21 protein-coding genes and 1 tRNA gene are annotated in these 21563 nt (G+C 63.7%); 11 read left to right on the forward strand and 11 right to left on the reverse strand.

Translation table 11 applies throughout. The features are described from left to right. Nucleotides 1–128: 128 nt before the first annotated feature. Nucleotides 129–1517 carry a flavin monoamine oxidase family protein gene (locus tag P6U28_RS32270; protein WP_407120473.1) on the forward strand — a complete coding sequence of 463 codons (1389 nt, stop codon included), beginning with the start codon at nt 129–131 and terminating at the stop codon, nt 1515–1517. Between the two features lie 58 nt (nt 1518–1575). Here the strand turns inward: P6U28_RS32270 and P6U28_RS32275 are convergent, their stop codons facing one another. The 5 genes from P6U28_RS32275 to rpmI all read right to left on the reverse strand — a co-directional run bounded on the left by P6U28_RS32275 (nt 1576) and on the right by rpmI (nt 6655). Next, nucleotides 1576–2346 (reverse strand): sulfite exporter TauE/SafE family protein, encoded by a 771-nt coding sequence (locus tag P6U28_RS32275; RefSeq protein ID WP_407120474.1) that lies wholly within the window; start codon nt 2344–2346, stop codon nt 1576–1578. After that, the gene (gene pheT / locus P6U28_RS32280) at nt 2343–4751 is read right to left on the reverse strand and encodes a phenylalanine--tRNA ligase subunit beta (protein WP_122400204.1); all 2409 of its coding nucleotides are present in this window, start codon (nt 4749–4751) and stop codon (nt 2343–2345) included. The genes P6U28_RS32275 and pheT overlap by 4 nt, the downstream gene beginning before the upstream one ends. After that, nucleotides 4748–5830: a phenylalanine--tRNA ligase subunit alpha gene (gene pheS, locus P6U28_RS32285; protein ID WP_129145716.1), complete on the reverse strand. Its 1083-nt coding sequence runs from the start codon at nt 5828–5830 to the stop codon at nt 4748–4750. The genes pheT and pheS overlap by 4 nt, the downstream gene beginning before the upstream one ends. Before the next feature lie 184 nt (nt 5831–6014). Continuing rightward, nucleotides 6015–6374 (reverse strand): 50S ribosomal protein L20, encoded by a 360-nt coding sequence (gene rplT, locus P6U28_RS32290; RefSeq protein ID WP_027550107.1) that lies wholly within the window; start codon nt 6372–6374, stop codon nt 6015–6017. Between the two features lie 80 nt (nt 6375–6454). Further along, nucleotides 6455–6655: a 50S ribosomal protein L35 gene (rpmI, locus tag P6U28_RS32295; protein WP_008539890.1), complete on the reverse strand. Its 201-nt coding sequence runs from the start codon at nt 6653–6655 to the stop codon at nt 6455–6457. Nucleotides 6656–6927: 272 nt separating this feature from the next. Here rpmI and P6U28_RS32300 point away from each other — a divergent pair, with 272 nt between their 5' ends. Beyond that, nucleotides 6928–7332 (forward strand): hypothetical protein, encoded by a 405-nt coding sequence (locus tag P6U28_RS32300; RefSeq protein ID WP_129145715.1) that lies wholly within the window; start codon nt 6928–6930, stop codon nt 7330–7332. Nucleotides 7333–7397: 65 nt separating this feature from the next. Here P6U28_RS32300 and infC read toward each other — a convergent pair whose 3' ends face one another. Next, nucleotides 7398–7937, reverse strand: coding sequence for a translation initiation factor IF-3 (gene infC / locus P6U28_RS32305; protein ID WP_122406304.1), 540 nt, complete (start codon nt 7935–7937; stop codon nt 7398–7400). Between infC and P6U28_RS32310 the strand changes: the two genes are divergently transcribed. From P6U28_RS32310 to P6U28_RS32320, 3 genes are all read left to right on the forward strand, one after another. Then, nucleotides 7842–8069, forward strand: coding sequence for a hypothetical protein (locus P6U28_RS32310; RefSeq protein ID WP_162500028.1), 228 nt, complete (start codon nt 7842–7844; stop codon nt 8067–8069). The genes infC and P6U28_RS32310 overlap by 96 nt on opposite strands. Before the next feature lie 115 nt (nt 8070–8184). Further along, nucleotides 8185–8973: a carboxylesterase gene (locus P6U28_RS32315; protein ID WP_129145714.1), complete on the forward strand. Its 789-nt coding sequence runs from the start codon at nt 8185–8187 to the stop codon at nt 8971–8973. A gap of 213 nt (nt 8974–9186) precedes the next feature. Further along, nucleotides 9187–9654: a nuclear transport factor 2 family protein gene (locus P6U28_RS32320; protein WP_164937199.1), complete on the forward strand. Its 468-nt coding sequence runs from the start codon at nt 9187–9189 to the stop codon at nt 9652–9654. Nucleotides 9655–9876: 222 nt separating this feature from the next. Here the strand turns inward: P6U28_RS32320 and P6U28_RS32325 are convergent, their stop codons facing one another. Beyond that, the gene (locus P6U28_RS32325) at nt 9877–10674 is read right to left on the reverse strand and encodes an acyl-CoA thioesterase domain-containing protein (protein ID WP_407120475.1); all 798 of its coding nucleotides are present in this window, start codon (nt 10672–10674) and stop codon (nt 9877–9879) included. A 194-nt stretch (nt 10675–10868) separates the two neighbouring features. On the opposite strand from P6U28_RS32325, the gene P6U28_RS32330 reads away from it, so the two are divergent. Then, on the forward strand, nt 10869–12038 hold the full coding sequence (locus P6U28_RS32330; RefSeq protein WP_122402397.1) for an IS481 family transposase: 1170 nt from the start codon (nt 10869–10871) through the stop codon (nt 12036–12038). A gap of 96 nt (nt 12039–12134) precedes the next feature. Here P6U28_RS32330 and queG read toward each other — a convergent pair whose 3' ends face one another. Together queG and P6U28_RS32340 are read right to left on the reverse strand one after the other, a co-directional pair. Further along, nucleotides 12135–13310: a tRNA epoxyqueuosine(34) reductase QueG gene (gene queG, locus P6U28_RS32335; RefSeq protein ID WP_129142383.1), complete on the reverse strand. Its 1176-nt coding sequence runs from the start codon at nt 13308–13310 to the stop codon at nt 12135–12137. Next, entirely contained in the window at nt 13259–13951 is a 693-nt protein-coding gene (locus P6U28_RS32340) for a glutathione S-transferase family protein (protein ID WP_122400198.1), read from the reverse strand. Before P6U28_RS32340 ends, queG begins: the two co-directional genes overlap by 52 nt. A gap of 169 nt (nt 13952–14120) precedes the next feature. Between P6U28_RS32340 and P6U28_RS32345 the strand changes: the two genes are divergently transcribed. Then, nucleotides 14121–14927, forward strand: a complete 807-nt coding sequence (locus tag P6U28_RS32345) for an undecaprenyl-diphosphate phosphatase (protein ID WP_129142382.1) — start codon at nt 14121–14123, stop codon at nt 14925–14927. A 460-nt stretch (nt 14928–15387) separates the two neighbouring features. Here the strand turns inward: P6U28_RS32345 and P6U28_RS32350 are convergent, their stop codons facing one another. Then, nucleotides 15388–16353: a complex I NDUFA9 subunit family protein gene (locus P6U28_RS32350; RefSeq protein ID WP_407120476.1), complete on the reverse strand. Its 966-nt coding sequence runs from the start codon at nt 16351–16353 to the stop codon at nt 15388–15390. Between the two features lie 152 nt (nt 16354–16505). On the opposite strand from P6U28_RS32350, the gene P6U28_RS32355 reads away from it, so the two are divergent. The 4 genes from P6U28_RS32355 to ltrA all read left to right on the forward strand — a co-directional run bounded on the left by P6U28_RS32355 (nt 16506) and on the right by ltrA (nt 19745). Further along, nucleotides 16506–16592, forward strand: a tRNA-Leu gene (locus P6U28_RS32355). A gap of 223 nt (nt 16593–16815) precedes the next feature. Then, nucleotides 16816–16923, forward strand: a complete 108-nt coding sequence (locus P6U28_RS32360) for a DUF6538 domain-containing protein (protein WP_347338793.1) — start codon at nt 16816–16818, stop codon at nt 16921–16923. Nucleotides 16924–17526: 603 nt separating this feature from the next. After that, nucleotides 17527–17868: a hypothetical protein gene (locus P6U28_RS32365; RefSeq protein ID WP_245509433.1), complete on the forward strand. Its 342-nt coding sequence runs from the start codon at nt 17527–17529 to the stop codon at nt 17866–17868. Between the two features lie 545 nt (nt 17869–18413). Then, nucleotides 18414–19745 carry a group II intron reverse transcriptase/maturase gene (gene ltrA, locus P6U28_RS32370; protein WP_164937182.1) on the forward strand — a complete coding sequence of 444 codons (1332 nt, stop codon included), beginning with the start codon at nt 18414–18416 and terminating at the stop codon, nt 19743–19745. Nucleotides 19746–20090: 345 nt separating this feature from the next. Here ltrA and P6U28_RS32375 read toward each other — a convergent pair whose 3' ends face one another. Then, nucleotides 20091–21362, reverse strand: a complete 1272-nt coding sequence (locus tag P6U28_RS32375; RefSeq protein WP_407120477.1) for an MFS transporter — start codon at nt 21360–21362, stop codon at nt 20091–20093. Nucleotides 21363–21563: the final 201 nt, after the last annotated feature.

Below are 21563 nucleotides of genomic sequence, written 5' to 3' on the forward strand. Positions count from 1 at the left end.
TTGCAATTCGGTTCATCACTCTGCGAGATCAAGCATGATTGATTCACCATGATGGTTGCTGCGCAACATCAGATACGGCAAGGTTCGCGGGCTGTTCCCGTTCGCCGCAAGTCCCCGGAAACCATGACATGACAATCACGCGCCGCGGTTTCCTTTCGGCGTCGGCGGCTTTTGCGGCGATGCCGGTGCTGCGCGCAACCGCCGCACCCCTGCCACGTGAGGTCGACATCGTCGTGATCGGCGCGGGGGCTGCGGGAATCGCCGCGGCGCGGCGCATCATCGCGATGGGCCGCAAGGTCGTCGTGGTGGAAGCGGCATCGCAAGTCGGCGGCCGCTGCATCACGGATAGTACGACGTTCGACGCGCCGTTCGACCGCGGCGCGCGCTGGATGCACAATCCCGACACGAACCCCATGATCCGGCTGGCGCGCAGCGTCGGGCTCGACGTGCTGCCGGCGCCATCGGGCCAGAAGATGCGCATCGGCCGCCGCAATGCGCGCGCGGGCGAGACGGAGCAGTTCCTGGCGGCGCTGGTGCGCGCCAACCGCGCCATCGACGAGGCCGCGCGCGGCAAGCTGGATACATCCTGCGCGTCCGTGCTGCCCAAGGATCTCGGCGATTGGGCCGGCGCGGCCGAGTTCATGCTGGGCGCGAGCTTCGCCGGCAAGGACCTGAAGGAGCTGTCCGCGATCGACAAGGGGCGCGCGCAGGACCGCAACGCGGCGATCGCCTGCCGCCAGGGCCTCGGCACGCTGATCACCAAACTTGCCGAGCAGGCGCCGGTGGCGCTGTCGACGCCGGCGAGCCGCATCGCCTGGAGCAACCGCGACGTCAGCGTGGAGACGCAAGCCGGCAAGATCGCCGCGCGCGCCGCCATCGTCACGGTCTCGACCAATGTGCTGACATCGGGAGCGATCAAGTTCGCACCCGATATCCCCAAGCGGACGTTGGACGCGGCATCCAAGCTCAGCCTCGGAAGCTACGATCGGATCGTGCTGCAATTGCCGGGCAATCCGCTCGGCCTGTCGCGCGACGACATCCTGATCGAGCAGAGCGATTCGATGCGCACGGCGCTGATGTACGCGAATATCGGCGGCTCCTCGCTGTGCTCGATCGATGTCGGCGGCTCGTTCGGCCGCGATCTCACCGAGCGGGGCGAGAAGGCCATGGTCGCTTTCGCCAAGGAGTGGATCACAAAGCTGTTCGGCAGCGAGGCCGCGGCCGCCGTGCAGAAGACCAGCGCCACGCGCTGGAATGCCTCGCCCTTCGTGCTGGGCGCGATGTCGGCGGCTTCGCCGGGCGGTCAGCTCTCGCGGAAAACCTTGGCCGAGCCGATCGGCAACATGTTCCTCGCCGGCGAAGCCACGCACGAGACGCTGTGGGGCACTGTCGACGGTGCCTGGGAAAGTGGCGAGCGTGCTGCGGATGCAGCCTTGCGCAAGATCGGCGCGCTCAGGGACGAGCCGGCCGACGTGCCGACGCAATCGACGAAGAAGCGGCGCGTGCCGCGGCAGTAGGGGCAACCAAGCCGCAACAAACTGCGCCGTCGTCCCGGACAAGCGCGCGGTTGAGATTTCAGCGCAACACCCCGTCGAGCGCTGGCAGCCCCGCAATCACCGCCAGCGCGATCAGCCCGTAACAAATGCCGCGAAACACCTTTTCGCTCGCGCGCCCGAACAGCGAAGCACCGAACGCGACCCCGAGCGCGTAGACGGGGCCGACGATCAGCGAGAGCACCAGCGATTCGCGACTGATCAAACCCGTTGTCGCATAGCTGACCATCGAGAAGAAATCGGACGCGCCGAAGAACAGTACGATGTTGGCGCGCGCGACGATCGGGGCGATCGGACGGCCGAGCCAATAGCCGACGATCGGCGGGCCGCCGGTCTGCGCGAGGCCGCTGCAGAAGCCGGAGAGGCTGCCGATGCCGACCGAGAGCCAGGTGTGGTCCTTGCCGCGATAGCGCCAGCCCGACAGCAGCAGAAGCAACAGCGCTGCGACGAAGCAGGAGATGATCCAGCGCGTGGTGACGGGCTCGAGCACGCTGAGAAAGTATGTGCCGGCGGGCACGCCGATCAGGGCACCCAGCACGATCACGGCGGTAGCCTTGCGGTCCGCCTTGCGCCATGCGTCAGGCAGCAGCGGCGCTGCCGCGACGAAATCGATGACGAGCAGCAAGGCGGCAACGAGCCGCGGCGCCGCGATGCTGCTCGCCAGCGGCATGAAAATCAGCGCCGAGCCGAAGCCGGAGAAGCCGCGGGCGGTGCCCGAAACGAAAGCGACGGCGCAGAGCGCCATCGCAATGGTGAGGCTGACGTCCTGCGGGAGAAAGCCGGCGAGACTCATCCCCGCAAGGTGCCACCGGTCTTCTTCGTGACCTCGGCCACGATCTTGGCACCGACGGCCTCGATCTCCTGGTCGGTCAGGGTCTTCTCACGCGGCTGGATCGTCACCGCGATGGCGATAGACTTCTTGCCGTCTTCGATGCCCTTGCCCTCGTAGACGTCGAAGACGTTGACGCCAGTGATCAGCTTCTTGTCGACGCCCTGCGCCGTACGCACGATGTCGCCGGCCTTCACCGTGCGCTCAACGATGAAGGCGAAGTCGCGCGTAACAGGCTGGAACGCCGAAAGCTCGATCAGCGGCTTGGCGCGGGTCGGCTTCTTCTTCGCCTCCGGGATGCGGTCGAGGATCACCTCGAACACCATCAACGGACCGTCGGCGCCGAGCGCCTCGAGCGCACGGGGATGCACCTCGCCGAAACTGCCGAGCACGTTCTGCGGCCCGATCTGGATCGTGCCGGAGCGGCCCGGATGCAGCCAGCCGGGACCGCCGGCGACGATCTGCAGCGCCTGCATCGGCGCGCCGGCCGCAGCCAGCACCGCCAGCGCATCGGCCTTGGCGTCGAACACGTCAGCCTGGGCGGAGCCGGTCCAGTGCCGTCCGAGACCTTCGGACGAAGCAAGGCCGCGGCGCACGCCGCTCGCCGCCATGAACTGGTCCTGCGGGCGATCACCCTTGAACACCTGACCGACCTCGAACAGTGCGACATCGCCGAAGCCGCGATCGGCATTGGTCTGCGCGGCCGCGATCAGGCCCGCGAGCAAGGTCGGACGCATGTCGGAGAGATCAGAGGCGATCGGATTGGCCACTTCGAGCTCGCGCTGACCGCCGCCGAACAATTTTGCCGCAGGCTTGGCGATGAACGACCAGGTGACGGCCTCGACCATGCCGCGGCTCGCCAGCGCGCGCCGCGCGCGGCGGGTGCGCAGCTGGAGCGGCGTCAGCACGGATTTGCGCGCGTCCTCGCCGCGCTCGAACGGCGTCATCGGCACCTTGTCGACGCCGAAGATGCGCACGATCTCCTCGACGATATCGGCCTTGCCGTGCACGTCGGAGCGCCAAGAGGGGACTGCCACCTTCACCACCGGGCCGGGGCCCGCCATCATGAAGCCGAGATGGGTCAGGATACGCTTCATCTCGACCTGAGGCACTTCGATGCCGGACAGGCGCTTCACTTCCGTGACCGGGAAATCGATCACGCGGTCGTCGGCGAAGGATTTGCCGACCGCGACAGTCTCGGACGGCGTGCCGCCGCACATCTCCATCACCAGCCTGGTCGCGAGCTCCAGCCCCGGCACCATGAAGGCCGGATCGACGCCGCGCTCGAAGCGGTAGCGTGCATCCGAATTGATGCCGAGCTTGCGGCCGGTCTGGGCAATGTTGATCTCGTTCCACAGCGCCGATTCGATCAGCACGTCGGTCGTGGTCTCGTCGCAGCCCGAGGCTTCGCCGCCCATGATGCCGGCGAGCGATTCGACGCCGCGCTCGTCCGCGATCACGCAGATGGCGGGATCGAGATTGTAGGTGCGGCCGTCGAGCGCGAGCAGGCTCTCGCCCTCGCGTGCGCGGCGCACGACGAGATTGCCCTTCACCTTCTTGGCGTCGAACACGTGCAGCGGCCGCGCGCGGTCGAAGGTCATGAAGTTGGTGATGTCGACCAGCGCGTTGATCGGGCGCAGCCCGATCGCGGTCAGCCGCTTCTGCAGCCATTCCGGCGAAGGCCCGTTCTTGACGCCGCGCACGAGGCGCAGTGCGAAGCCCGGACACAGCGTTGCGTCCTCGACAGTGACCTTCACCGGGCACGGGAATTCGCCCTTGATCGGCTTGATCGTCGGGTCCTTGAACTTGCCCATGTCGGCGGCGGCAAGATCGCGCGCGATGCCGTGCACGCCGGTGCAGTCCTGCCGGTTCGGCGTCAGGTTGATCTCGACCACGGGATCGCCGAGGCCGGCCCATTCGGCATAAGCCGCGCCGATCGGTGCATCCGCCGGCAATTCCATGATGCCGTCATGGTCATTCGAGATCTGGAGCTCAGCCGCCGAGCACAGCATGCCGCGGCTCTCGACGCCGCGAATGGTGCCGACGCCCAGCGTGATGTCCTTGCCGGGAATGTAGGTGCCGGGCGGCGAGAACACGCTGATGAGCCCGGCCCGCGCATTCGGCGCGCCGCACACGACTTGCACCGGCGCGCCACCGTCACCGGTGTCGACCATGCAGACCCGCAGCCGATCGGCATTCGGATGCTGCTCGGCCGAGATCACCCTCGCAATGGTGAAGGGCTTGAGCGCCTTCGCCTTGTCCTCGATGTTCTCGACCTCTAGCCCGATCATGGTGAGCTTGTCGGCGAGCTTTTCGAGCGGCTCGTCGGTGTCGAGATGGTCCTTCAGCCAGGAGAGGGTGAATTTCACGAGCTCAGCCCTCCGGCAAGCGTTGGCACTTCGAGCGGCTTGAAGCCGTAATGGGACAGCCAGCGGACGTCGCTGTCGAACAGCTGGCGCAGGTCGGCGATGCCGTATTTCAGCATGGCGATGCGGTCGATGCCCATGCCCCAGGCAAAACCCTGGTACTCGTCGGGATCGATGCCGCAGGCGCGCAACACGTTCGGATGCACCATGCCGCAGCCGAGGATCTCGAGCCAGTCCTCCCCCTCGCCGAAGCGGATCTCGCCCTTGTCGCGGCGGCACTGGATGTCGACCTCCAGCGACGGCTCGGTGAACGGGAAGAACGAGGGGCGGAAGCGCATGTTGATGTGATCGACCTCGAAGAACGCCTTGCAGAACTCGTGCAGGATCCATTTGAGGTGGCCGAGATGCGAGGTCTTGTCGATGACGAGGCCTTCGACCTGATGGAATTGCGGCGTGTGGGTCGCGTCCGAATCGATGCGATAGGTGCGGCCCGGGCAGATCACCCGGATCGGCGGCTTTTGGCTCAGCATGGTGCGCACCTGCACCGGCGAGGTGTGGGTTCGCAGCAGCATGCGCGAGCCGTCCTCCTTCGGATGGAAGAAGAACGTGTCGTGCATCTCGCGCGCCGGATGGCCTTCCGGGAAATTCAGTTTTGTGAAGTTGTAGTCATCGGTCTCGATGTCGGGGCCTTCGGCCACCGAGAAGCCCATGTCGGCGAAGATGGTGGTCAGCTCGTCCCAGACCTGACTCAGCGGATGGATGCGGCCGGTTTCCGCTGCGGCATCGCGCAGCGGCAGGGTGACATCGACGGTCTCGGAGGCGAGCCGGGCTTCGAGCGCTGCCGACTTCAGCACGTCGCGTCGCGCGGCGAGCGCCTGGCCGACTTCGTCCTTGGCCTGATTGATCGCGGCGCCTTGCGTCTTGCGTTCGTCCGGCGACATCTTGCCGAGGGTGGCGAGGAGCGCCGAGATCGAGCCCTTCTTGCCGAGGGCTGCAACACGCACGGCTTCCAACGCAGCCTCGTCGGAGGCGGCGGCGATGTCGGCGATGATCTGGGCTTGGAGCTGGGCAAGATCGGTCATGGCAATCCCTTTTGGCCAGGATGCTGAGCCGATGATCCTAGCCCGTCACGCCCGGCATTGTGCCGGACATCCACGTCGGAGAAGTGTATTGGCGCGACAGGTGACGGCCGGGGCAGTAAAGCGCGAGGCGCGCCCCTGACCGGGCCATCACAAGCTGAACGCTGCGAGCACAGTGCAAGACGGCTTACGCCGCCAGCGCGGCCTTGGCCTTCTCGGCGATCGCCTGGAACGCGGCGGGCTCGCGGATCGCGAGATCCGACAGCACCTTGCGGTCCACGGTGATGCCCGACTTGGCGAGGCCGTCGATAAATCGGCTGTAGGTCAGGCCGAACGGACGGACGGCAGCGTTGAGGCGCTGGATCCAGAGCGCGCGGAAAGTGCGCTTGCGACGCTTGCGGTCGCGGAAGGCGTATTGCTGGGCCTTCTCCACGGCCGGCTTGGCGGCGCGGATGGTGTTCTTGCGGCGGCCGTAGAAACCCTTGGCGGCCTTGTAGACCTTCTTGTGCTTGGCGTGGGCGGTCACACCGCGTTTGACGCGAGACATGACGAAATCCTTCAGAGATGACTTTGGTTATCGGATTGCCGCGGGATGCGCGGCGAGGCTGGCAGTGATCGTGGACGCGATCAGGCGTTCGGCAAGAAGTATTTCTTGACGTTGTCGCCGTCGGTCTTGAACAGCACGCGGGTGCCGCGGAGCTGACGGATCTGCTTCTTCGTCCGCTTGATCATGCCGTGACGCTTGCCGCGTTGGGCGTGCATCACTTTGCCGGTGGCAGTCACCTTGAAGCGCTTTTTAGCGCCCGATTTGGTCTTCAGCTTGGGCATTTGGCTCTCCTAATGGCCATAGAGATTCGCCCGCGAAGGCGGCTGGCCGTCAAAAATGCTCGTTAGAGCGTTGATTGTGCTCAGGTTTTACGAACAAGCGCGAAACCCGCACGAAACACCGCCACGGCAGCCCTTAATCAGCCGGGCGATGAAGGCTGGGCTTATGACAGAGGACAAGCCAATTGGCAACGATGAACCGCCGAAACCTGCCCGCCGACTATTGGAGGTTGCCACCCCTCATCTCCAAGCCTTGTGCCTGAAGCAGGACCAAAATGGCCCCTTTCCCGCAATTTCTCTCTTCGCTGGCGAATTTCGCCCGGCCGCGCCATCTGGCGCCGTTCGCCGTGCTCGCCACGGCTGCGCTGCCACAGACCGCCGACGCCCGCGCCGGCGGCTATGACGGCATCTGGAACGTCACCTTCGCCACCACCCGCGGCAATTGCAGCTCGGGCTACAGCGTTCCCTTCGTCGTGACAGGCAGCCGCGTCTCGTCCGCCGGCGGCGGCCGGGTCTCGGGCCGGGTCAACCACTCCGGGGCCGTCGCCGTCCAGGTTTCGGTCGGCGCCTCCCATGCCAGCGGCGGCGGCCGGCTCGCGGGCCTGAACGGCGCCGGTTCATGGAAGGGCGTCATCTCCGGCGACCGGTGCAGCGGCACCTGGCAGGCGAGGAGGATCTGACACACAAACGGCCCGCCGGAGATCCGGACGGGCCGCTGAATTCTCAGTCCCCAAAGCGCTTCGCGTCAGCGCGGCGCCAGCACCATGACGACCTGGCGACCTTCGAACCGCGCGTCCTGTTCGACCTTGGCGAGCTCGGCGACGTCGGTCTTGATCTTGTCCAAAAGCTTGGTGCCGATCTCCTGGTGCGCCATTTCGCGGCCACGATAGCGCAGCGTGATCTTGACCTTGTCGCCCTCTTCGAAGAACCGCTGCATGGCGCGCATCTTCACGTCGTAATCGTGGTCGTCGATCATCGGGCGGAGCTTGATCTCCTTGATCTCGACCGTCTTCTGCCGCTTACGAGCTTCCGCGGCTTTCTTCTGCGCGGAATACTTGTACTTCCCGTAGTCCATGATCTTGCAGACGGGAGGGCTGGTATTCGGCGAAATCTCGACCAGATCCATGCCGACTTCCTGAGCCATCCGGATGGCGACGACGGTCTCGACCACTCCTTTGTTGTCACCGGTTTGGTCGATCAGCTGGATCTGCGCATTGCGGATATCATCATTGATGCGTGGCCCGTCTTTGCTGGCAGCGGGCGGAGCTTTATTAGGACGGCGAATGGGTGGTTCTCCAAAGTTGTGAAGGAAGCGGCTATTTTGAAGCAAGATGCGTTTGCCGGCAAGCAAGTCGCTCGTGCGAAACGCGAAAAACCCTCAAATGCGAGGCATTTTGGTCACGCCTGGGCGCGCTGACGACATAGACACCTTGCATCTGTTCCGCAAGCGTCCCAAAGGGCAATGCCGCCACCGAATTGAGCTGCGGGACGCGTCCAAACAGCTCAAACCGCACAGCCAGAGTAAACGTTCCATGACCGACATAATTCCTGATGCCATGCTCGACTTCATCGATGTGGGCGAGGGCCTGTCCGCACGCAGGATCGCGGTGCGCAGTCGGCGTGGACAGGGACCCGGATTGGTCTGGCTCGGCGGATTCAAATCGGACATGCAGGGCAGCAAGGCCTTGGCGCTGGACGCCTGGGCCCGGGATCACGGCCGCGCAATGGTCCGGTTCGACTATTCCGGCCACGGCGAGTCCGGCGGCGATTTCGCCGACGGAACCATCGGACGCTGGCTGGAGGAAAGCGTCGCGGTGTTCGAGCGGTTTTGCGACGGCCCGCAGGTCCTGATCGGCTCGTCCATGGGCGGCTGGATGGCGCTGCTGCTCGCGCGCGAGATCAAGAAGCGTCCTGGCAAAGCGTCGCTGGCCGGTCTCGTCCTGATCGCGCCGGCGCCCGACTTCACCGAGGAGCTCATGTGGAAGAATTTCTCGGCCGCGGTGAAGAAAGAGATCGAGACCAAAGGCGTCTGGCTTCGGCCCTCGGAATACGGCGACGGCTCACCCTATCCGATCACGCGGAACCTGATCGAGGAGGGCCGCAATCACCTCGTGCTCGGCAGCGCCATCGATCTCGGCTGCCCCGTCCGCATCCTGCAAGGCGCGCAGGATCCCGACGTGCCCTGGCAGCACGCGTTTGCGCTGACCCATCGCCTGCCGGCCGACGATGTCGTCCTGACCATGATCCAGGACGGCGATCACCGCCTGTCGCGTCCGCAAGACATCGCGCGCATTCTTGCCGCGGTGGCCGAGATCGGGTGAAACTGGTGCCCAACATTCGGTGTCATGGCCCGACTTGATTGGGCGATCCAGTATTCCAGCCAAGGCAGTGCTTGAACCGAGAAGCCGCGGCGTACTGGATGCCCTGGTCCCGGCTCCGCCAAGGCTACGCCGGGGCCACAAGGGTGCTCGGCCGCCGAAGCTTTAGCGAAGGCGGCAAGCCGGGGCATGACGGAGAAATTGGGAGATGCGCCAATGACCACCACTGCCATGCTGCGCGCTTTCTGCGATGCCGTCGAGCAGCGCAACGGCCGTGCCTTCGCCGAGCTGTTCACCGAAGACGGGGTCTATCACGACGTGTTCTACGGCGCCTTCGCCGGCCGCGCGAAGATCGCCGCGATGATCGATGACTGGTTCTATCGTACGGCGACCGATTTCCGCTGGGACATGCACGAGCCCGTCACCGACGGCACCACGCTCTATGCGCGCTACACCTTCAGCTACAAATCAACCCTGCCGGAAGCGAACGGTGCGCGGGCGATGTTCGAGGGTGTTGCCGTCATCACGCTGCGTGACGGCAAGATCGCGAGCTATCACGAGGTCGCCAATACCGCGCCGGCGTTCGTCGATTTGAAGTTCGCACCCGAAAGAATCGCGAAGATCGCGGCCAAGCAGGGCGCCAAGCTGAAGGCGCGCCCCGAGATGCGGCGGCATCTCGTCTAAAGCATGATCCGGAAAAGTGCGAAGCGGTTTTCCGGAAAGATCATGCGTAAACAACAAGCTAAAGCGCGATGACGATTCATCCAAATCTCATCGCGCTCTAGCCGTCATTCCGGGGCGCGCGGAGCGCGAACTACGGTGCGCAATTGCGCATCAGAGAATCCAGAGATTGTTGAGCGGGATTCCGGGGTCATCGCTGCGCGATGCCCCGGAATGGCAGTGTGGCTACGGCGGCGGCGCTTTTGCCATCGGCTTGCGCTGGGCCAGCGCTGCGACCGTCGCGGTGCCGATCGGGCCCTGTTCGTCATAGAGCCAGCATTCGCCGATCGCGACGCCGTCGGTGGCGTGGTGGTTCACCACCTCGAAGCCGATCCACTTCGTCACCGGCAGGCGGTGCAGATAGATCGTGACGTCGCTGTTGATGTAGCCGAGTCCCTTGTCGCCGGCGTTGGCAAACGGGCTGGCGAAATCGGCACCAACGGCGACATGGACGAACGGCGTCATCGGGGCGCCGGCGACGAGCTCGCGCACCTCGCTCATCCACAGCCGGCGCGGCCCGAGCGAGCCCATGTGGCCGACGATGGGGCGCGTGGTCCATTTGCCGTTCATGCCGAGCCTGGGATCGGTCGGTTTCGGGATGTCTGATGGCTTCGGCACCTCCCAGTTCGGCGGCGACCAGACATTGCCCTCCGGATTCTGCGTCTTGCGCAGCAGCTGGCAAGAGGCGCGCGCCATGCTGACGCCGCCGGAGACGAATTCCGCCTCGACCACGCGGATGCGCAGACCGTCACGCACGAGGCGTGTCGTCACCTGAATCGGTTTGTCGATCGTCGGCAGCCGAAACATGTCGACCGTGAGCCGCGCCGGCACGAATTCGGGCCCGGAATGGCGTTCCTCGATCGCGAAGCCGAGCAGGCCGACGATGACGTGGCCGTGCAGCGATGTCGGATCCCATGGACCATTGGCGACTTCCGTCGGATGGAATGTATCGCCGTCGCGCGTGAAGAAAGGCATGTTTGTCATGCGCGCGAGATTGCGGGAATGGGTGAGGAAATCAAGGGTGGGCGTCGTAAGAGTGAGGGGGCAAAAGCTCTTGCCAAAATAACAGGTGTCATCGCCCGACTTGATGTTCAGCCCGGGGACATGACCGACGGGTGTTCGGGGACATAGCCGACACATCATAGTGCAGGGATTTGGCAGTAAAGGAGGCCAAGTCCATGCCCTGGCGAGAGGTGTCGGTGATGGATCAGCGGCGGGAGTTCGTGCGGCTTGCGATGCAGGAGGGAGCGAACCGGCGGGAGCTCTGCCGGCGGTTCAATATCCATCCCGACACGGGCTACAAATGGCTTGCACGATGGCAAGCGGATCAGAATGTCGACGACCGCTCGCGCCGACCGCATGCGAGCCCGGGACAGACCGATTGCGAGCTTGAGGCACGTATTCTCGCGGTACGCGATGCCCATCCGGCATGGGGAGCTCGCAAGATAGCTCACTGCCTGGAGCGCAATGGCTTGCGTTCGCCAGCAGTCTCAACAGTTCATCAGATCTTGCGTCGGTCTGGCCGCATCAAGCCTCCGATCGGCGGCCCGACGGCAAGCCAGCGTTTCGAGATGCCGGCCCCCAATCTGTTGTGGCAGATGGACTTCAAAGGCTGGGTTCGGCTCGGCAATGATACCCAGTGCCATCCTCTGACGGTGGTGGATGACCACTCCCGCTATGATCTGTGCCTGCAGGCCTGTGCCGATCAACGCACAGATACCGTGCGCCGCCGCTTGGAGAAGACCTTTCGCCACTACGGGCTCCCGGAGGCTTTCTTCGTCGACAATGGTTCGCCCTGGGGTGATCCTTCCGGCGAGCGATGGACACGGTTCTCGGTGTGGCTGCTCAAGCTTGGCGTCGCCGTCATCCACAGCCGCCCATATCACCCGCAAAGCCGCGGCAAGAATGAACGATTCCACCGCACCCTCGCGGCTGAGGTGTTCGCACTGCGACAGTTCCGCGATCTCGCAGAGACGCAGCGTGCCTTCGACGCCTGGCGGGAAGTCTACAACTTCGAACGGCCACACGAGGCGCTCGGACAACAGGTCCCGGCCAGTCGATATCGGCCCAGCCAGCGAGCAATGCCCGATCGATTGCCACAGGTCGAATACGACAGCCATGAGATCGTGCGCCGCGTCTCCACGACCAAAGCCTATGTCAGCTTCAAGGGACGTCTTTGGAAAGTGCCACAGGCCTTCCGTGGCGAGCGCCTCGCCATCCGCCCCTCGGCAAACGATGCGCAATACGGGATCTTCTTTGCCGCCCACCAAGTCGCTATCATCGACTTGGCGAGCGGAGAATGTGTCGGCTATGTCCCCGAACACCCGTCGGTCATGTCCCCGGGCTGAACACTTGATCGGGCGATCCAGTATGCCGAGACGGCAGTGATTGAGCCGAGAAGCCGCGGCGTATGCCCCGATCAAGCCGGGGCATGACAGCGAAAATTAGGAGGCGAGCTGCCACTCCTCGCGCACGCTCTCGTCTTGCTCGTCGGCAATCGCATTGGCCCTCATCGCATCAAACTCCTCCCGCGACACCAACTGCGCCAGCGCCCAGACCGCAGCTCCGCGTACCAGCGGGTTGGCATCATCCAGCAATCGCCGCGCCTCTTCCGCCAGGGCAGCTTCGCCCGAGTTGCCGATCGCAATCAGCACGTTGCGCAAGAACCGGTCGCGGCCGATGCGCTTGACCGGTGATTTCGTGAACAGCGCACGGAATGCGGCATCGTCGAGCCGCGCGAGTTCGGCGAGAGAAGGCGCGCGCAATTCGTCGCGCGCGGCGAGCTTTGCCTCGCGCCCCTCCCGCGCAAACTTGTTCCACGGACAGGCCGCGAGGCAATCATCGCAGCCATAGATGCGATTACCGATCGCCTTGCGGAATTCCTGCGGGATCGGACCCTTGTTCTCGATGGTGAGATAGGAGATACAGCGCCGCGCATCGAGCTTGTAGGGCGTGGGGAACGCCGCCGTCGGGCAGATGTCGAGACACGCCCGGCACGAGCCGCAATGGTCGATCTCGGCAGCATCGCGCGGCAGATCGAGCGTGGTGTAGATCGCGCCGAGAAACAGCCATGAGCCGAACTCGCGCGAGACCAGATTGGTGTGCTTGCCCTGCCAGCCGAGATGCGCGGCCTGCGCCAGCGGCTTCTCCATCACCGCGGCGGTGTCGACGAACACTTTCACCTCTGACGGGGCGGTCGCGACCAGCCAGCGCGCCAGCGCCTTCAGCCGCTTCTTGATGAGGTCGTGATAGTCGTCGCCCTGCGCATAGACCGAGATCGCCGCGCGCGTGCGCTGCTTCAGGATCGCCAGCGGATCTTGGTCGGGGCCGTAATTGACGCCGAGCATGATCACGCTGCGCACGTCCTGCCACAGTCCGCGCGGATCGACCCGGCGCTCGGGCTGCACCGCGAGCCAGTCCATGTCGCCATGGCCGCCTGAGGCGATGAATTCGAGGAAGTGTTTCCCGGCGCTCTCGATCGTGCCCGGCGCGGTGATGCCGACGCAGTCGAAGCCGAGCGCGCGCGCCTCGTGTTCGAGCGCCGCCTTCAGTTCAGTCGGATCGGAGTTCAGAAATCCAGGTCCACGTAGGTCCGCGACGCCGGCACGCCAGCCAGCCATTCGCTCAGCAGCGGACGGAACGACGGGCGGGATTTCACCCGCGCGTACCACGCCTTTGCTGCGTCGTCCTCGCTCCATGGCACGTCGCCCAGATAGTCGATCGCCGAAAGGTGCGCCGCGGCGGCGAGATCCGCGTAAGTGAGCCGGTCGCCGGCGAGGAAATTGCGCGTCTGCGCCAGCCAGCCGATATAGGCCAGATGATAGCGCACATTGGCTTTCGCTGCGCGCATCACGTCGGCCGAAGGCGGGCCGCCGCCGTTCTCCTCGCTCATGAAACGCTTGTAGATGCGCTCGGTGACGAGGGGATGCGAGACTTCCTCGAAGAATTTTTCGTTGAACCAGGCCATCAGCCGGCGCACCTCGACGCGCTCGAAGGTCGTCTCCGGCATCAGGCGCTTGGGTCCCATCCCGGCGCCATAGGCCTCGTCGACATATTCGGCGATGATGGCCGCGCCCGGGATCGGCGGCTGCTCCTCGTCCACCAGGACGGGCGTCGTGCCCGCCGCATTGAGCAGCAAAAACGCCTCGCGCCGCTCCCAGCTGCGTTCCTCGACCAGCTTCAGGTCAAGCCCGTATTCGCCCGCGATCAGGCGGATGAAGCGCGAATGCGGACAGAACGGATGATGAAACAGCGTAAACATGAAACCTTTGACTATTTGATGGTGCTTAAGAATCCATCAATGTTTGTGCGGCGCCACACTAGTCCCTCAAAACCGCGAAGCAAGCGCGTGATTTCGCATTTTGCGATTGCAGCATTGGGGGGAATAGGCGAGAAGAGCCCCGCTTTTCCAGCCGAAATGGACCGTAAATATGTCAGACGCAATACGGGCAGTGATCCTCGGCATCATCGAGGGTGTGACCGAGTTCCTTCCCGTATCCTCGACCGGCCACCTCTTGCTCGCCGAGCGCTTCTTCCATCTCGGTGAAGGCGCGTTCTGGGATTCGTTTACGGTTCTGATCCAGCTGGGTGCGATCCTCGCGATCGTCGGGCTGTATTTCAGAAAGCTCTGGGACGTCGCGATCGGCATGTTCACGGGCGATGCCTATGCGCGCCGTTTCGTGATCGGCGTGCTGGTGGCGTTCCTGCCGGCCGTCGTCGTCGGCCTCGTTGCCGGCAAATACATCAAGAGCGTACTGTTCAACCCCTGGGTCGTCTGCTTCACGTTGATCGTGGGCGGCGCCATCCTGCTCTGGGTCGACAAGCTCGACCTCAAGCCGCGCGAGCACGACGCCACCAAATTTCCGCTGCTGATGTATCTCTATATCGGCATCGCGCAGTGCGTGGCGATGATCCCAGGCGTGTCGCGTTCCGGCGCCAGCATCGTCGCCGCGATGCTGCTCGGCGCCGACAAGCGCGCGGCGGCGGAATTCTCGTTCTTCCTCGCCATTCCCACCATGATCGGCGCGTTCGCCTACGATTTCTACAAGAACCGCGCCGAGATGACGATGGACCATATGAACATCGTCGCGATCGGCTTCGTGGTCTCGTTCATCACCGCCGTCATCGTGGTGAAGACATTTTTGACATACGTCACCCGCCACGGCTTCGTGCTGTTCGCCTGGTGGCGAGTCATCGTCGGCACGCTCGGCCTGATCGCGCTGGCGCTCGGTCGTTAAGCTCTACCGCCCGGGCTTCAACGCCATATGAGTTTTGGCACGCGCTTCGTTTTGATCGGCGCGTCATCGCGGCCGACATGCACGGCAAGAACCATCACTGCTAAAGCGCGATGAGATTTGGATGAATCGTCATCGCGCTTTAGCTTGTTGTTTGCGCATGATCTTTCCGGAAAACCGCTTCGCACTTTTCCGGATCATGCTTTAGGGCGTTTTCGGCCGCTATGTCGACAGCCTCACGTCGTTACGGTGAAGCCTGGCCCGAGGCGGTGTTCAAGAAGCTGAAGCTTTGACGCCGTTGCCGCACGTTCGGTGCGCTCCCTCGCCCGCTTGCGGGAGAGGGTTGGAGAGAGCGTGTCTCCACAGCGAGGTCCCGATGACGAGAAAGCCCTCACCCGCCGCGCGGGACGATGCTTCGCATCGCCCGGATGCGGCGACCTCGCAAGCGGGAGAGGTAAGAACCTCACACGCTCATGCGCTGGAATTGGCCTGCGGCGCGGAAGCGCCACAGATATTGCGGGGCAATCGCTTCCAGCGAATCGGGCGTGATGCCGAGGCCTTCCAGCGTCAGGCCGGCCGCCTTCGCCGCCTCCGACACCACATTATCGCGCTCGAGCAGCGTGACCTGGTCCGGCGTCAGCTTGAACCCGCCCGGCGCGAATTGCAGGAAGTGAGCCTGGAAGCGGGCGAGGCCGAACGGCAGCGAGATCAGCATCCGCTTCCGGTCAGTGATGTCGAGGATGGTCTGGATGATCTCGCGCATCGTCAGCACCTCCGGCCCGCCGAGCTCGTAGGTCGCGCCCGTCCTGCCCTTGCCGTCGGCAGCATCCGCGATCGCGGTGGCGACGTCGCCGACATAGACCGGCTGCATCCGGGTACTCCCGCCGATCAGCGGCAGCACCGGCGACATCCGGGCCAGCGCGGCAAAGCGGTTGGTGAACTGGTCCTCGGGGCCGAACATCACGGAGGGGCGGAAGATCGTGGCTGAGGGAACCGCAGCCAGGACCGCGGCTTCGCCCGCCGCCTTGGCTCTGGCATAGCGCGAGGGCGAACCGGCGTCGGCCCCGATCGCGGAGACATGCACCAGCTGGGCTCCGGCGGCGGCTGCCGCTTTGGCGACGGTCTCGGCGCCCTTGGCCTGGACGGCATCAAAAGTCTGCGCGCCAGCCTCGGTGAGGACGCCGACGAGATTGATCACGATGTGCGAATCACGCAGCGCCGCCTCGACCGAGGCCGGATAGCGCAGATTCGCCTGCACGGCGTGGACCTGCCCGACCCGGCCGAGCGGCTGGAGGTATCCGGCGAGTTCCGGCCGCCGCACCGCGACCCGGACCCGGTAATCCCTCTTGCACAGGGCGCGGACGACACTGCGGCCCAAAAACCCCGATCCGCCGAAAACCGTGACGAGCGTGTCCAGATTCGATGCCATGGGGGGTCCATTCCTGCGGAAAGAGTGCGTCTTGTCAGGCTTTTATCGGCCTGGTTTGCGATGCGCAATCGGCATCCCGAACCGGGCTTCAAGCATGAATTGACAACGGCGTCACCGAACCGTAGTAACCCCCTCCGTGCCCCAAACGGCATGCCCAGGTGGTGGAATTGGTAGACGCGCTGGCTTCAGGTGCCAGTGGCTTAACGGCCGTGAAGGTTCGAGTCCTTTCCTGGGCACCACCGCTCCGCGATGTCCTCGATTTCGCTGGAGTCCCTGATACTCAAGGGTGATCGACCGTCTCAACTGGTACACAGAGACGGTACACATGCTTCTGCGAATGGCCTCTCCTATCCGCCGCGACGGCTCCTCCGTTCATTACCTCCGAAAGCGCGTCCCCGCTGACCTGACCGATCAGGCAGTGGGCTTGGTGCTGGGCGTTCCCGTGGGGATGAGACGGCGACGGTGAAGGTCGGTGGCACCGGCACGATCAAAGTGTCGCTGCGCACACATGACCCTCGGGAGGCCAAAGCACGGCAAGCCAAGGCGCTCGCCTATCTCGATGACGCCTGAGGGAACGCGGTGGGTTGTGGCGATGTTCTAAGGGAGTGTGGCCGAGCAGAACTCGGGCGGCTTCCTCTTACCCGACGGGCAACCTATTGCTCACCGCGCGGCACGGTGCCTGATCGTTTCATCACGTTGATGGTTGCCGATCGTAGATAGTCCACGAACGGCAGAGGGCTTCTACCTCGCACAGGTTCGCAAGGTGGTGGTCGATCATTCCCGCTCAGCCAACAGGAGCGGCGCAATAGCGGACGCGCCAAGATCGACGCGACGGGCCACACTGCGACATTGGGACAAGCCAGCCACTGAGGCTTTGAGAAACCGCCACAAGTGTCGTGCGCAGCCAAATTCGTCCTTCAAATGTGAAGGGCGATTATTCCGGGAAAGGAACAGGCGCCTGCAAAAAGTATTTCCACTTCGTGCAGGGCCGAAGCTACGGAACGTATCAGGGCTGGAATGACGCTTCGTCTCCAAACACGAAGGAACCATACTCCGGCGGGCGGCGAAGCACATTTCTGAGATTTTAGTCTGAGATTTTTGCAGTGCGCCGATCGAGGAGCCTACAGAGAAGCAGTGAGGCCCTAGCTGGTTCCTGAGCGAAGAAAGGACACAATGATGGAAACCTGCACCGAGAAGCATCACGCCAATCATCCCCACAAGCATGGCCCCAACTGCGGGCACACCGGGATCCGTCATGACGGCCACGTGGATTATCTTCACGACGGCCATCTCCATCACATGCACGGGGATCACGTGGACGAACATGTCATTCCGGTCAGCGCAGCAAATCCCGTGAAGTGCACGCCTCAAGTCCACTGTTCACACGTACACGGTCCAAACTGCGGACATGAACAGGTGCCGCATGGCGATCATGTCGACTATCTCGTGGACGGTCGGCTGCACCATCCGCATGGTGATCATTGCGATGACCACGGGCCCGTTCAGTTGGCCTGACAGGCACGACCGTGATCGAATCTCATTAGCCTAGCTGATGTCTGATCCGGGTGTGCGCCGTGAAAAGGCGGCGCTTTCCAGTGGGTGCAAGTCCCACCCGGCAAACGCTCCAGCCGGAAGCAATCGGAGCAGTCATGGAGGTAACGAAGTGGCTGAAGCCTTCGATTAGCGTGTCACGAATTGGTGACAGCGCGAGTGTGCAGGCCGTAACGCGAGTGAACGCCGAGCAAGCCTCGAAAAGGACGATGCGCAGGCCGACCCGACGACCCTTTCGGGGAAGGCTGATACGGCTGGGGGATTGAGCGAAGTAGTACGCCCAGCCGCTGCGCCGGGGTAGTGGCGACAGCATGTACACAAGGAAAGCGTACGCAACACGGGAGGCCCTACGACGTGGTCAGGGATGATCAACCGGACGCCCGCGAGGGACAGGCCGGGCGCCGTGGGGATGCGGAGAGGTTCGTAATACCGCTGAAGCCGGGTAACGCCGGGGGAGGGAAGGGACCTCAGTTCAAGACGAACGCAAGACGTAGTGAGGGACCTGGGGATTGGGCAACCTATCAACTCCGAAGAGTGTTCAGAAACTGCAGACGGCGTTGCACGCGAAAGCGAAGGCAGAAGCCGGCTACCGCTTTTATGCCCTCTACGACAAGATCAGCCGGGAAGACATCTTGGCCCATGCCTATGCCCAATGCCGCTCCAACAAGGGCGCACCGGGGGTGGATGGTCAGGACTTCGCGGACATTGAAGCGTATGGGGTGCAGCGGTGGCTTGGCGAACTGGCGCTTGCGCTCAGGCAGGAGACGTATCGACCGGACCCTATCAGAAGAGTGTACATCCCGAAGGCCAATGGCAAACTCAGGCCATTGGGCATCTCAACCTTGCGCGATCGGGTCTGCATGACGGCAGCGATGCTGGTGCTGGAACCGATCTTCGAAGCCGACCTTCCACCCGAACAGTACGCGTACCGTCCTAGGCGAAATGCTCAACAGGCGGTGGTCGAGGTGGAAGGGCTGCTGTTCCGTGGTCACCCGGAAGTCGTCGACGCCGACCTCGCGGACTACTTCGGGAGCATTCCGCATGCCGAACTTCTCAAGTCGGTGGCGCGCCGGATCGTGGATCGGCGCGTGCTGCATCTGATCAAGATGTGGCTGGAATGCCCTGTGGAAGAAACCGACGATCAAGGAAGGAAGACACGCACGACCGAAGCCCGGGACAACCGGCGCGGCATCCCGCAAGGTTCACCCATCTCGCCACTGCTGGCTAACCTGTACATGCGCCGGTTTGTGCTGGGATGGAAGATGCTCGGTCTCGAGCGAAGCCTCGGCACTCGCATCGTGACCTATGCCGACGATCTCGTGATCCTATGCCGGCGGGGCAAAGCCGAAGAGGCCTTGTCGCGACTGCACGAGATCATGGGCAAGCTGAAGCTGACGGTCAACGAGGACAAGACACGAATCTGCAAGGTGCCGGAAGAGGAGTTCGACTTCCTGGGATACTCGTTCGGACGGATGTACTCAGCGAGAACCGGCCAGGCGCGCCTGGGGTACCGGCCATCGAAGAAAAGCATCAAGCGTATGGTTGAGCAAATCCATGCGCTGACGGACCGAACGGGGACGTGGCAAGACACCACAGAGTTGGTGGCGAAGTTGAACCGCACGCTGCGCGGATGGGCGAACTACTTCAATGTAGGCACCGTCACCAAGGCCTATCGGGCGATCGACAACTACACCGCTGTGCGGTTGCGCCGGTGGTTGCGCATCAAACACAAGGTCAGGCGACGCAAGGGCGGGACCTATCCACTCTCGCACCTTTACGGGCACTTCGGGCTCGTACGTCTCACCGCACTTGGGCGCGACGTGCCGTGGGCGAAGGCGTGAGGCCTTGTCCGAGAGCCGGATGCGGAAGATCTGCCTGTCCGGTTCGACGAGCGGGATGTGGAAACGGAGTCACGGCTACACCACTAAGGCACCGCCAGACGAAAGGGGCGGCAACAGATATGTGCAGCCTAAAGCCACCGCGCCACATCTCGACTCCACCATTCGAAGCTCTCGAGCGCTTCGCCCAGATCAGCACTCACCGCCATGCGACTCTTCCATGCGGTCTAGCTGACCAATGACTATTGTTGATCGGCATTCCTTTTCAAGGCGGTCTGAGTCAAACGGCTGCGACCGTGGTGGGTCGAAGCTGAGCTTGACCATCGGTCGCGATAAGGTGAAGCACCCTCACACCACCCGCTTCCCCGCCGGCTCCGCCACCGCCTTCTGCACGAAATACATCATCACCAGCGTCACGATCGTCGTGGTCACGACGACGTAGCCGATCCGGTCGAAATGGATCAGCGCGCCATCAGGCGCCTGCGCGATGATCGCGCCGGCGAGCACGGAGCCGAGCCCGCCGGAGAGCTGCTGGAGCGAGGCGCTGACCGCGCTGAACGAGCCGCGCTGGCTCGGCTCCGGGATCGCCGACATCAGCGCCTGCGATGGGATCATGCGCGAGAAGATGCCGACGAACAGCAGCACGTTGACGGTGATCGCGGTCACCAGCGAGACATGGCCGAAATGGGTGTAGATCAGCACCATGAGGACGGTCATCGCGCAGCCGAACACGAAGGTCGGATACTTGCCGAACGCGTCGCTCGCCCTGCCGACCAGCGGCCCGGTGACGATGCTGAACAGGCCGGAGACGAGATAGATCGTCGGCAGATGCGTGATGTCGATGCCGAGATTGTGCACGGTGTAGGCGCTGGAGAACGGCATCAGCATGTAGCCGCCCGTCGCCAGCAGCGTCGTGACGGCGAAGGCGAGCGTATAGCGCGGCTGACCAATCGTCGCGACCAGATGGTGGAACGGGCTTCTGTCCTGCTTCAGCGTCAGATGTGCGTCGACCGGCTCCATCGCGAAGGCGATGATCGCGATTGCCGCGATCGACAGGACGACGATCGCGACGAAGCAGACATGCCAGTTCCAGTGATTGGCGAGAAACAGCCCGGCGGGAATGCCGAGCACCTGGCTCGCGGCGAATGCGGTCTGAATGAAGCCCATCACGCGGCCGCGCATCTGCAACGGGAACAGGTCGGTGACGATGGCGAGCACGACCGAGCCGATCACGCCGCCGAACAATCCGGTCACGATCCGGCCGAGCAGCAGGATGTGATAATTCTGCGCGGCGGCGCAGAGCAGGGTGCCGAGCGCGAAGCCGACATAGAAGAACAGCAAGAGGCGCTTGCGATCGAAGCGATCGGCGAAGCCGGCGGCGAGGATGCCCGATACTCCCGCACTGAATGCGTAGGCCGACACCGCGACGCCGAACTGTCCCGCCGTGATGTTGAGCGATGGCATCAGGATGGCGCCGAGCGGCGACATGATGATGAAGTCGAGGATGATCGTGAACTGCGTGAACGCGAGCAGCGCGATGAGGAGCGCCTGGTAGCGCGAGAAGCCGCGCTGGCGTTCCCGTTGGTCGTCGATTGGCGCAGCGAGCGTCTGTTCGGTCATGGCATCCGATTCGGGATGAGCAGGGCGGGGCGCGAGAAAATGGGAGATAAGGTCGGCTGAAGGCGATTTGCAGGGGGCGTGTCTGAAAAACCAGGGCTTGCATCAGCGGCCTCGGGCCCGCGTGCGATTGCGACGTCCAGGATGGCCTATCGCACCTCGCGCTCCCGGATCAGCCGCACCCTTCGCGTAGCACCTCGCACA

It is taken from the genome of Bradyrhizobium sp. STM 3561 (genome assembly GCF_045571455.1).
Classification (GTDB): Bacteria; Pseudomonadota; Alphaproteobacteria; order Rhizobiales; family Xanthobacteraceae; genus Bradyrhizobium; species Bradyrhizobium vignae.